At 63.8% G+C, this 10,907-nt stretch carries 9 protein-coding genes and 3 pseudogenes; 9 read left to right on the top strand and 3 right to left on the bottom strand.

Features of this window, described 5'->3' with window-relative positions; all coding sequences use genetic code 11:
- Positions 1–224 precede the first annotated feature (224 nt).
- Positions 225–746 (top strand): homocitrate synthase, encoded by a 522-nt coding sequence (locus ACX9NE_RS17695; RefSeq protein ID WP_459362980.1) that lies wholly within the window; start codon positions 225–227, stop codon positions 744–746.
- Here ACX9NE_RS17695 and ACX9NE_RS17690 read toward each other — a convergent pair.
- Entirely contained in the window at positions 743–2,221 is a 1,479-nt protein-coding gene (locus ACX9NE_RS17690) for a cytochrome P450 (protein WP_459362979.1), read from the bottom strand. The genes ACX9NE_RS17695 and ACX9NE_RS17690 overlap by 4 nt on opposite strands.
- A gap of 120 nt (positions 2,222–2,341) precedes the next feature.
- Here ACX9NE_RS17690 and ACX9NE_RS17685 point away from each other — a divergent pair, with 120 nt between their 5' ends.
- Positions 2,342–2,989 carry a TetR/AcrR family transcriptional regulator gene (locus ACX9NE_RS17685; RefSeq protein WP_459362978.1) on the top strand — a complete coding sequence of 216 codons (648 nt, stop codon included), beginning with the start codon at positions 2,342–2,344 and terminating at the stop codon, positions 2,987–2,989.
- A 14-nt stretch (positions 2,990–3,003) separates the two neighbouring features.
- On the top strand, positions 3,004–3,882 hold the full coding sequence (locus ACX9NE_RS17680) for an SDR family oxidoreductase (protein WP_459362977.1): 879 nt from the start codon (positions 3,004–3,006) through the stop codon (positions 3,880–3,882).
- Here ACX9NE_RS17680 and ACX9NE_RS17675 read toward each other — a convergent pair.
- Positions 3,871–4,920 carry a DNA polymerase IV gene (locus ACX9NE_RS17675; RefSeq protein WP_459362976.1) on the bottom strand — a complete coding sequence of 350 codons (1,050 nt, stop codon included), beginning with the start codon at positions 4,918–4,920 and terminating at the stop codon, positions 3,871–3,873. The genes ACX9NE_RS17680 and ACX9NE_RS17675 overlap by 12 nt on opposite strands.
- Before the next feature lie 9 nt (positions 4,921–4,929).
- Positions 4,930–5,556 carry a TetR/AcrR family transcriptional regulator gene (locus ACX9NE_RS17670; RefSeq protein ID WP_459362975.1) on the bottom strand — a complete coding sequence of 209 codons (627 nt, stop codon included), beginning with the start codon at positions 5,554–5,556 and terminating at the stop codon, positions 4,930–4,932.
- Between the two features lie 86 nt (positions 5,557–5,642).
- On the opposite strand from ACX9NE_RS17670, the gene ACX9NE_RS17665 reads away from it, so the two are divergent.
- The 6 genes and pseudogenes from ACX9NE_RS17665 to nrdE all read left to right on the top strand — a co-directional run.
- The gene (locus tag ACX9NE_RS17665) at positions 5,643–6,203 is read left to right on the top strand and encodes an NAD(P)H-dependent oxidoreductase (protein ID WP_459362974.1); all 561 of its coding nucleotides are present in this window, start codon (positions 5,643–5,645) and stop codon (positions 6,201–6,203) included.
- 532 nt (positions 6,204–6,735) lie between these two features.
- Positions 6,736–6,975 (top strand): redoxin NrdH, encoded by a 240-nt coding sequence (locus ACX9NE_RS17660; RefSeq protein WP_459362973.1) that lies wholly within the window; start codon positions 6,736–6,738, stop codon positions 6,973–6,975.
- Positions 6,976–7,015: 40 nt separating this feature from the next.
- Positions 7,016–7,498 carry a class Ib ribonucleoside-diphosphate reductase assembly flavoprotein NrdI gene (gene nrdI, locus ACX9NE_RS17655; RefSeq protein WP_459362972.1) on the top strand — a complete coding sequence of 161 codons (483 nt, stop codon included), beginning with the start codon at positions 7,016–7,018 and terminating at the stop codon, positions 7,496–7,498.
- A pseudogene (locus ACX9NE_RS17650) lies at positions 7,468–8,037 on the top strand (ribonucleotide reductase N-terminal alpha domain-containing protein); the annotation flags it as partial. The gene nrdI and the pseudogene ACX9NE_RS17650, both read left to right, overlap by 31 nt.
- Positions 8,026–9,231 (top strand): annotated as a pseudogene (locus ACX9NE_RS17645) (LAGLIDADG family homing endonuclease); the annotation flags it as partial. The pseudogenes ACX9NE_RS17650 and ACX9NE_RS17645, both read left to right, overlap by 12 nt.
- Positions 9,232–9,255: 24 nt before the next feature.
- Positions 9,256–10,872, top strand: a pseudogene (gene nrdE / locus ACX9NE_RS17640) (class 1b ribonucleoside-diphosphate reductase subunit alpha); the annotation flags it as partial.
- Between the last annotated feature and the right edge of the window lie 35 nt (positions 10,873–10,907).

The raw sequence follows: 10,907 nt of genomic DNA, 5'->3' as shown, positions 1-10,907 counted from the left end.
GTTCCGACTGGATGCACATGCCGTTTTCCCAGTGCAACAGGGTTGGGCGCCGAAATGCGGTTGCGCGCCGTCGCGGCCGCCGGTTAAAGTCTGCGCTCGTGCATCCTGTCCTGCGTGCCCTGGTAGCCGGCACCCACAGCGGGGTCTGACCCGGACCGACCCCCCGCTGTGGGTCGCACGCTACTTTCGTCGGTTGCTCCCTCGATCCAGAGAAGACCGGCACAATGACGATTCTCCGCCACGATCTACCGCCGAACGATGCGACCTGCTGCGCCGCAACGTGGTTCAGCGCCTACTTCGGTATTGCGTTGCCTCGCGGGCTGCGGGAACAGGCTGCTGCAATGTCGTGGGAACACTTCGTCGCCGTCCATCACCGCGGCGGCGGCCCCGTGCGGCTGGGGCACTGGTCGTGTGTCGACGGTGAGCGACCCCCCGCCCGAATAGGCCCGCAAGCGCGCACCTTTCGCGCCGTGATCGCGGTCGGCGACCGCATCAGCACCTCGACCGTGGCCGCCGGCGGAGAGGTCGCCGCACTCACCGCGATGTTGCAGGGCCGCGGAATTCGCCTGGAAACTTTAAGTTTTCACCAAATGCGAGCGGGACGTGACACGGCTACCTTCGTCCGGGGCACCGACGGACTCCGTACGGAATGGGCGATGGGGTGGGCGCAGGATCCGACCCAGTCCGCGTTGTGCGCGATGATCGGCTGCGCCAACCTGTTGCTGACCGGGGCCCCCGCGGCTTAGAGCGGACGCAACACGATGTGCATGCCGTCCATCGGTACGGGCATGCCGCCGTAGTCCCAACGCGGCCGGTAGTCGGGCCGGGGCAGCTCGAGCCGATACCGGCGCAGCAGCCGGTGCAGGATCGTCTTGACTTCCAGCTGCCCGAAGACCATCCCGATGCACTTGTGCGCACCGCCGCCGAACGGGGTGAACGCGTACCGGTGCCGCTTGTGTTCGTTGCGCGGCTCGGCGAACCGCTCGGGATCGAATTTCATCGGATCAGTCCATATTTCAGGCAGACGATGGTTCACCCCGGGGAACGCCGTGACGTTGGTGCCCTCGGGCAGGTAATGGCCCAGCAGCTCGGTGTCGCGTACGGTGCGCCGCATCGCCCATTGCACGGGAGTCACCAGCCGGATGGACTCGTTCATCACCAGATCCAGCGATTCCAGCTTGTCCAACGACTCGATGTCCAGTGGCCCGTCGCCGAGACGGTCTGACTCGTCGCGGCAGCGTTGCTGCCACTGCGGGTGGGCGGCCAGGTGATAGATCATCGTGGTGGCCGTCGACGTCGAGGTGTCGTGCGCGGCCATCATCAGGAAGATCATGTGGTTGATGACGTCTTCGTCGGAGAAGCGGTTGCCGTCCTCGTCCTCGGTCTGGCACAGCACCGTCAGCAGATCGTTGCCTTCCTTGCCTCGGCGCTCTTTCACTCGCTCGGTGAAGTAATTCTCCAATAGCTCGCGCGCCTTGAGGCCTCGCCACCAAGTCAACGGCGGCACGCCGGTGCGGATGACGGCATTGCCGGCGCGTGTGGTCGTGGTGAATGCCTTGTTCACCTTCGTGACCAGCTCTCGATCGGTGCCCGGCTCATGTCCCATGAACACCATCGAGGCGATGTCGAGCGTCATCTCTTTCATCGCCGGATACAGCAGGAAGCGCGGGTCGTTCGTCACCCAGTCATCGGCGATAACATGCTGCACCACCTGGTCGATGTGCTCGAGGTAGCCGACCAGGCGGGAGCGGATGAACGCCTCCTGCATGATCCGCCGGTGGAACATGTGCTCCTCGAAGTCGAGCAACATCAGTCCGCGACGAAAGAACGGGCCTATTACCGGGACCCAGCCCTGCTGGGAGAAGTCCTTGTTGCGATTGGAGTAGATGGCCTGCGCGGCGTCCGGCCCGAGTGCCGTGACGAAGGGCAGGAACGGCGAGGCGCCGAAGATGAGCGGGCCACGGGTCTCATACAGAAACATCAGGTAGTCGGGGCCGCCGCGCAGCATCTCGATCATGTGCCCCAGGACCGGTAGTCCCGCGTCGCCCACCACCGGCTTGAGTCCGCTGCCGGGCGGCGGTTCGGCGAGCGTCTTCTCCGGGAATTGGGTGTTGCGCAGCTTGCGCTCCACCAGGCCCATGCCGGGAAAGTTGTTGAAAGACGGCGTTAACCGACGCTTGGCCTGATCTAGGAGATAGTCCGGGGTGCTGATGGTCGGCATTGACGCACGCTCCTAACCGGTTGTGGTAACCGTCACTTTTTTCACTATTTCGGATTGACTTGACGCCTGTCAAGTTTTCTTTTGCGATGGTGTGCGGCAAGGTCAGGGGTGTGAGCGCGAGTGAGTAGTCCGGCCGCTGACGAGGGCCGCGCAGCGCCGACGCCGCGTCGGCGCGGTGACAAGCATCGCCAGGCGATCATGCAGGCAACTCGCGAGCTGCTCGAGGAGAAGCCGCTCTCGGAGCTCTCGGTCAGCGCCATCAGCCTGCGGGCCGGGGTGGCGCGTTCCGGGTTCTACTTCTACTTCGATTCGAAGTATTCGGTGCTGGCCCAGATTCTGGCCGAGGCCGCTGAGGAGCTCGAGGAGCTGACGCACTACTTCGCCCCGCGTCAGCCGGGGGAATCACCTGAGCAGTTCGCCGAGCGCATGGTCGGCAGCGCCGCAGCCGTGTACTCGGAGCACGACCCGGTGATGAGGGCGTGTAATGCCGCCCGCCACAGCGACATCGAGGTTCGCGAAATGCTCGAACGGCAATTCGAGGTGGTACTCCGGCAGGTCGTCAGTGTGGTCGATGCGGAGATGAAGGCCGGTACCGCCCAGCCGATAAGTGACGACCTGCCGACCTTGATCCGCACCTTGGCCGGGGTCACGTCACTGATGCTGACCGGCGACCCGTTGCTGGTCGGTCGCGACAGCGACTTCGACCGCCGGGTGCGAGTGCTCGAGCACATGTGGCTCAACGCTTTGTGGGGCGGCCCGGCCCGGTAGGTATCGTTCCGGCCATGGTGCAGCGGGGTTCCACCGAATATTTCGCAGGCAAGCGGTGTTTCGTGACCGGCGCGGCGAGTGGCATCGGCCGCGCCACCGCACTGCGGCTGGCCGCGCACGGGGCCGAACTCTATCTCACCGACCGCGATTCCGACGGCTTGGCGCACACCGTTGCCGACGCCCGGGCGCTCGGCGCGCAAGTGCCCGCACACCGCGTGTTGGACATCTCCGACTACGCCCAGGTTGCCGCGTTCGCGGCCGATATTCACGCGGGTCACTCCAGCATGGATGTGGTGCTCAACATCGCCGGCGTTTCGGCCTGGGGAACCGTCGACCGGTTGAGCCACGACCAGTGGGAACGGATGATCTCGGTCAACCTGATGGGCCCGATCCACGTGATCGAGTCATTCGTCCCGCAGATGATCGCGGCGCGCCGCGGCGGGCACGTGGTCAACGTATCCTCAGCCGCCGGAATCGTCGCGCTCCCATGGCATGCCGCCTACAGCGCCAGCAAGTACGGATTGCGCGGACTTTCCGAGGTGCTGCACTTCGACCTGGCGCGGCACCGCATCGCAGTGTCGGTTGTGGTGCCCGGAGCCGTGAAGACTCCCTTGGTCAACACCGTGGAGATCGCCGGCGTCAGCCGCGAAGACCCGCACGTCGCACGCTGGGTGGACCGCTTCAGCAGCCATGCCGTCTCACCGGAAAGAGCTGCCGAAAAGATGTTGGCGGGGGTCGCAAAGAAGCGGTACCTGATCTACACCTCGCAGGACATCAGGGCACTGTATGCGTTCAAACGGCTGGCCTGGTGGCCCTATAGCGTGTCGATGCGCCGGGTCAATGCGATCTTCACCCGCGCGCTGCGTCCGGCACCGCCCCAATTAGACCGCTGACGAAGGCATTTCGAGTTCCAGGCGCACCCCGAGCAGCCGGACGGGACGGTCCAGTTCGAACAGGTCCAGGATGCGCAGGGCGGCGGCGACGATGACGCCGGCGTCGGTGGTCGGCGCGTCCAGCTTCCGGATCTTGGTGCGGGTGTAGAACGTGGAGGTGCGGACGGTGACCGCGACGCGGGTGACGATCCGCGCCGAGGCCACCACATCGTCGAGCGCCCGCTGGGCCAATGCGGTAACCGCCGAATCCATCTCAGCCCGCTCGGTGAGGTCCTGCGGGAAGGTGACGACATGACTGCGCGAGCGCGGCACCCATGGCTGCGCGCTGACGTCGGTGTCTCCGCCGCCTTTGGCCAGCAGTAGCAGCCACAGGCCGGTGCGCGGGCCGAACGTCGACGTCAACAGTTCGCCATCGGCGCGTGCCAGTTGTGAAACCATCGTAATATCTAGAGCAGCAAGCTTTTTCGCTGTCTTCTGGCCGATGCCCCACAGTGCGGTCACTGGACGGTCGGCCATCACTGCCATCCAGTTGGCATCGGTGAGCTGAAAGATCCCGGCCGGTTTGGCGAAGCCGGTGGCAACCTTGGCGCGCTGCTTGTTGTCGCTGATGCCCACCGAGCAGGACAACCCGGTCTCGGTCTCGATCGTGGTGCGGATCTTCTCGGCGACCACAACGGGATCGGTGGGTACCCCGACATACGCCTCGTCCCAGCCCCATACCTCGACGGGATGTCCTAGGTCGCGCAGCAGTCCCATCACCTGTTCCGACGCCTCGTCGTAGGCGGCGGGATCGGAGGCCAGGAAGGTGGCGTCCGGGCAGCGGCGGGCCGCCGCCCGCAACGGCATACCCGCGTGCACGCCGAATCGTCGTGCCTCATACGACGCGCACGTGACGACCTTGCGCGGTTCGGTGGGGTCGCCGCTGCCGCCGACGATGACGGGCAGCCCGACCAACTCGGGATGGCGGCGCAATTCGACCGATGCGAGGAACTGGTCGAGGTCCACGTGCAGGACCCAGGGCCCGGATTCTTCACCCATCTCCGTGGATCACCTCCCGCAGAGCTTGCGGGCCATGGTCGCCCAGGCGCCGGCTAGCGTCTGTGGGGTGTGGCCGCCTTCGGTCAGTTGATGCTCGACGTAGTCGACATCGAGCAGCGCGAGCAGTGCGTCGGTTTGGATGCCCAGATCCCCTGAGGTGCCCGCGGCGTTCAGCAGCACCCGTACGTGGGTGCGTTGCACGACGGCGGCCCCCACGTGGCGGCTGTGCGGGTCGCGGCCGGCGGCAGACAACAACTCGCGGTGGGCGTGCACAAAACAGATGCGTTCCCGTCCGAAGGCGATCAACCGCTCTAGCGGTGGCGCATCGGGCCCCAGCGGCGGCGGGCCGAAGAGAAACGCTTGCTGGCTGGCCTTTTCATCTTCGTCGAGCAGCACCGTCATCAGGCCGGATCGGCTGCCGAACCGGCGGAACAGCGTGCCCTTGCCGACTCCGGCTGCTGCCGCGACGTCGTCCATGGTGACCGCACCGGCGCCGCGCTGGGCGACCAGTTCGCGGGCGGCCGCCAGCAGCAGCGCACGGTTGCGCGCAGCGTCGCTGCGTTCCGGCAGGGGTTCGTTCGCCAGGTCATGGCGCGCAGGCGCTCGCAACCCGCCGGACTCATCGACACCGCCCATCTCTGCACCTTATCGCCGGCGGAATAAAACGGACCGTAGTCCGATTAGTTGATGCGATGATGTAGTCAGCAACCGAAGGGGACGAAGTGACCGAAGTGAAGATCTTGGCGTTAGTCGGCAGTCTGCGCAGGGCGTCGGTCAACCGGCAGATCGCCGAATTGGCGGCCGAGGTCGCCCCGCAGGGGGTGACGGTGACGGTGTTCGACGGACTCGGCGAGCTGCCCTTTTACAACGAGGACATCGACGATGCGATGAACACCGAACTGGATCAAGCTCCCGCGCAGGCGGTGGCCCTGCGCGCCGCGGCCGCCGACGCCCACGCCGCGCTTGTCGTCACTCCTGAGTACAACGGCACCATCCCGGCCGTCATCAAGAATGCGATCGACTGGCTGTCCCGCCCCTTTGGCAACGGCGCTCTCAAAGACAAGCCGCTGGCGGTGATCGGCGGTTCGATGGGCCGGTACGGCGGGGTGTGGGCGCACGACGAAACCCGCAAGTCGTTCGGCATCGCAGGCGCGCGCGTGAACGACGCGATCAAGCTCTCCGTGCCGCTGCAGGCGCTCGGTGGCGGCGCCCCGGCCGACCACGAGGACCTCTCGGCCAACGTCCGTGACGTGGTCGGCAAGCTCGCGGCCGAGGTGGGCTGACCGTTTGCATCGGATCGGCTCTGAGCCGATCAACCCGGTAGTCAAGGCCGCCGGCGGTCTGGCCGGCGGCTTTGCTGGTGGGTGCGGAGCAGGCCGTCCGGACCCGCCTGTCGGTGGTCGCTGATATACCTCTGTGCGTGCACCCTGCGAGCCTCCCCCGACCGGACCGACGCCCACGTTTTGTGATCTGCGACACGCCGACGCGACATGCGCGACAGGGCTTACGACCTGGGAATTTCAAAAATGTTATTCCGAACATCTTGTATCTCTTCTCGTTGTCACCCCCTAGGTGTAGTGTTTCGAGGACCGGCAGATCCCAGACTCACCGAGTCCCGGCCAGGTCCCAACGGGCCGAACGGGGCGTGGTGAGCTTCCCGGAATCGGCGTCCGCGTCTCGAGCCAGGTCAGCTCGAAAACCGCGGCCGCACGATGGGAATCTGGGGGCTCGCCGGGGCGCTGAAGATAGCGCGGAAGTATCAATCGAGCCGTTGCCAGTCCGTTAACCCCTCTTCCGCAAAGGAGCGGTACGCCCATGAGCATCACCGTCTACAGCAAGCCCGCGTGCGTGCAGTGCGTCGCCACCTACAAGGCGCTGGACAAGCAGGGCATCGCCTACCAGAAAGTCGATATCACTCTGGACCCCGAGGCCCGCGACTACGTGATGGCGCTCGGCTACCTGCAGGCGCCCGTCGTGGTGGCCGACAACGCACACTGGTCCGGTTTCCGGCCGGACCGCATCAAGGCACTTGCCGAATCGGCGATGAGCGCCTAGTTCGGTAGCCGGAACAGACCAGGAAGGGTTGCGGTGCGCGATGGACGTCTCAGAGATCGTGGGGCGCAACCTGGTGTATTTCTCCTCCGTGTCGGAGAACACCCACCGCTTCGTGCAGAAGCTGGGCGTTCCCGCCACGCGGATCCCGGTGCACGGCCGCATCGAGGTAGACGAACCATACGTGCTGGTGCTGCCCACGTACGGCGGCGGACGGGTCACCCCGAACAGCTCGAACATTGAGGACGGCGGCTACGTACCCAAACAGGTCATCGCCTTTCTGAACAATGAGCACAACCGCTCGCTGATCCGCGGCGTGATCGCCGCGGGCAACAACAACTTCGGTGCCGAATTCGCCTACGCGGGCAACGTGGTCTCCCGCAAGTGCGGCGTTCCGTACCTTTACCGCTTCGAACTCATGGGCACCGAGGACGACGTGGCCGCCGTCCGGGCGGGCCTCGCTCAATTCTGGGCTCAATATTGGAAGGAACAGACGTGCCACCAACCGTCACTACAGAGCCTGTAACCACCGGCGTGCACCCCCATCTTTCGGGAGGCGCGGCGGAGTTGGATTACCACGCGCTGAACGCGAGGCTGAATCTGTACGACGCGGACGGCAAGATTCAGTTCGACAAGGACGTACTCGCCGCACGCCAGTACTTCCTGGAGCACGTCAACCAGAACACGGTGTTCTTCCACAACCAGGACGAGAAGCTCGACTACCTGATCCGGGAGAATTACTACGAGCGCGAGGTTCTGGACCAGTACTCTCGCAATTTCGTCAAGACGCTGCTCGATCGTGCCTACGCCAAGAAGTTCCGCTTCCCGACGTTCCTGGGTGCATTCAAGTACTACACCTCCTACACGCTGAAGACCTTCGACGGGAAGCGCTACCTGGAGCGCTTCGAAGATCGCGTCGTGATGGTGTCGCTCACCCTGGCCGCCGGTGACACCGGACTGGCCGAAAAGCTGGTGGACGAGATTATCGACGGCCGGTTCCAGCCGGCCACCCCGACGTTCCTGAACTCTGGAAAAAAGCAGCGCGGCGAGCCGGTGAGCTGCTTTCCCGCCGGAACACCAGTGGATACCCCCGACGGGCCGCAAGCGATCGAGACACTGCGGGCAGGCGACCGGGTGCTCTCGCACGACGGGTCCTTCTCCGTCGTCGAGTCCGTCATCGAGAACCCCAACGACCAAGCGCTCGTTGCGATCTCACACTTCGGGCACGGGGAACCGATCCTGTGCACGCCCGAGCATCCGATCCTGGTGTGGACAACGCGCGATGTGCGAACACTTATCGACGGTGACGGTGCTGACCCCTTCAACGGATTCGTATGGTTGGCTGCCAAAGACATTCGCTCCACGGACTTCATCGTGACGGCTGCACCACAGGAGGCACGGACGCGGCGGGTCCACGACCTGATGGAGTACGTTGGCGCGGGCGAATACGAAGAGGTCGACGGGCTCATACGTAAGGTCAACTCCGATCGGAAGCACCGCAACAAGCAGCGCCACCATATGAGCTTCATATCGGTGAATCGCTACGTTGAAGAGTCGTACGACCTTGGTCTTATCCTTGGCTGGTACGTCGCCGAAGGCCATATCTCCAAGCGATCGGGACCCGCGGGCCCGAACCCCAACGGCATTCACTTCACGATCGGCACACATGAACTCGAGTACCAGCACGAGCTCGCAGTGGCGTTCAAGCGGGTGTTCGCAGCCGACCTCGCCATACACCAAAGTGTGTCAGACCAGTCGGTGCGCATGATTTGCAACAGCAAGGTCGTTTCGTCGCTGTTCCTTTCTCTGGTCGGCACAGGATATCGCTCGAAGCGGTTGTCCCACGACGTCTTAACGGCCGACGAAGAGTTTCAGCGTGGATTGCTGGCCGGGTTGTTCCGCGGGGACGGGTGCAGTGTCAGCGGCGGCATGGCGCTCGATCTGGTGAATCCGGAGCTGATCGATCAGGTGCAACTACTTCTGCGCCGAAACGGAATCATGTCCAGGGTCCGCCAGTACGTCAACCAAGCAGGCAACGTAACGGGACAGGTATTCGTGCCTGGTGTGCCAGGCGCCAACGAAGAGTTCATCTTCGACGTCGGCAAGAATCTGCACAACTATGTCGGCCAGAAGGGGTCTTCGCGCACGACCTATCAGGTCGTGCATGGGCGGCACGTGTACGGAATCCGCGAATTGAGGCGCACGCAGGACGTTCCGACGAAGGTCTACAACCTCCACGTCGAGGACACACATACCTACACGATTCGCGGCACGGTCGTGCACAACTGCTTTCTGCTGCGCATCGAGGACAACATGGAGTCGATCGGGCGATCCATCAACTCCGCGCTGCAGCTGTCCAAGCGCGGCGGAGGAGTTGCGTTGCTGCTGAGCAACATTCGCGAGCACGGCGCGCCGATCAAGAACATCGAGAACCAGTCCTCGGGCGTCATCCCGATTATGAAGCTGCTCGAGGACTCCTTCTCCTATGCCAATCAGCTGGGAGCGCGCCAAGGCGCCGGCGCCGTATACCTCAACGCTCACCACCCCGACATCTACCGGTTCCTGGACACCAAGCGGGAGAACGCCGACGAGAAGATCAGGATCAAGACGCTGAGCCTGGGCGTGGTGATTCCGGACATCACCTTCGAGCTGGCCAAGAAGAACGAGGACATGTACCTGTTCTCGCCCTATGACGTCGAGCGCGTCTACGGCATGGCATTCGCCGACATCTCGGTGACCGAGAAGTACTACGAGATGGTCGACGACGCGCGTATCCGCAAGACCAAGATCAAGGCGCGCGAGTTCTTCCAGACCCTGGCCGAGCTGCAGTTCGAGTCCGGTTACCCCTACATCATGTTCGAGGACACGGTGAACCGGGCCAACCCTATCGAGGGCAAGATCACCCACTCGAACCTGTGCTCGGAGATCCTGCAGGTCTCCACGCCGTCGCTGTTCAACGACGACTTGTCCTATGCCAAGGTGGGCAAGGACATCTCGTGCAACCTGGGGTCGCTGAACATCGCCAAGACGATGGACTCGCCGGACTTCGCCCAAACCATCGAGGTGGCCATCCGCGCGCTGACCGCGGTGAGCGACCAGACCCACATCACGTCAGTGCCGTCAATCGAGCAGGGCAACAACGACTCCCACGCAATCGGGCTGGGACAGATGAACCTGCACGGCTACCTGGCTCGCGAGGAGATCTTCTACGGCTCCGAAGAAGGCATCGACTTCACCAACATCTACTTCTACACGGTGCTCTACCACGCGCTACGTGCCTCGAATCGCATCGCCATCGAACGGGGCACGCACTTCAAGGGTTTCGAGCGGTCCAAGTACGCCTCGGGTGAGTTCTTCGACAAGTACACCGAACAGGTCTGGGAGCCGGCCACCGACAAGGTGCGCCAGCTCTTTTCCAAAGCCGGCATCCGCATCCCGAACCAGGACGATTGGAAGCGGCTCAAGGAATCGGTGCAACGGCACGGCATCTACAACCAGAACCTGCAGGCGGTGCCGCCGACCGGGTCGATCTCCTACATCAACCATTCGACGTCGTCGATCCACCCGATCGTGTCGAAGGTGGAGATCCGTAAGGAAGGCAAGATCGGCCGCGTCTACTACCCGGCGCCCTACATGACCAACGACAACCTGCAGTACTACCAGGACGCCTACGAGATCGGCTACGAGAAGATCATCGACACCTACGCCGCGGCAACCCAACACGTGGACCAGGGGCTGTCGCTGACGCTGTTCTTCAAGGACACCGCCACCACGCGTGACGTGAACAAGGCGCAGATCTACGCCTGGCGCAAGGGAATCAAGACGCTGTACTACATCCGGCTGCGGCAGCTGGCGCTGGAAGGGACCGAGGTCGAGGGCTGCGTGTCCTGCATGCTGTAGGCCACCCGCGCCGAGTGTGAATCAGGCGACTGCTG

Source organism: Mycobacterium sp. ML4 (assembly GCF_054515735.1).
Note: the sequence above shows the minus strand (reverse complement) of the source record. Positions and strands in the feature narration are given on the sequence as shown.

What these genes read in the sequence shown, in the direction of transcription:
- ACX9NE_RS17695 (WP_459362980.1), top strand. Translation starts at nt 225, where the DNA reads ATGACGATTCTCCGCCACGATCTACCGCCGAACGATGCGACCTGCTGC.
- ACX9NE_RS17690 (WP_459362979.1), bottom strand. Translation starts at nt 2,221, where the DNA reads ATGCCGACCATCAGCACCCCGGACTATCTCCTAGATCAGGCCAAGCGT.
- ACX9NE_RS17680 (WP_459362977.1), top strand. Translation starts at nt 3,004, where the DNA reads ATGGTGCAGCGGGGTTCCACCGAATATTTCGCAGGCAAGCGGTGTTTC.
- ACX9NE_RS17675 (WP_459362976.1), bottom strand. Translation starts at nt 4,920, where the DNA reads ATGGGTGAAGAATCCGGGCCCTGGGTCCTGCACGTGGACCTCGACCAG.
- ACX9NE_RS17670 (WP_459362975.1), bottom strand. Translation starts at nt 5,556, where the DNA reads ATGGGCGGTGTCGATGAGTCCGGCGGGTTGCGAGCGCCTGCGCGCCAT.
- ACX9NE_RS17660 (WP_459362973.1), top strand. Translation starts at nt 6,736, where the DNA reads ATGAGCATCACCGTCTACAGCAAGCCCGCGTGCGTGCAGTGCGTCGCC.
- nrdI (WP_459362972.1), top strand. Translation starts at nt 7,016, where the DNA reads ATGGACGTCTCAGAGATCGTGGGGCGCAACCTGGTGTATTTCTCCTCC.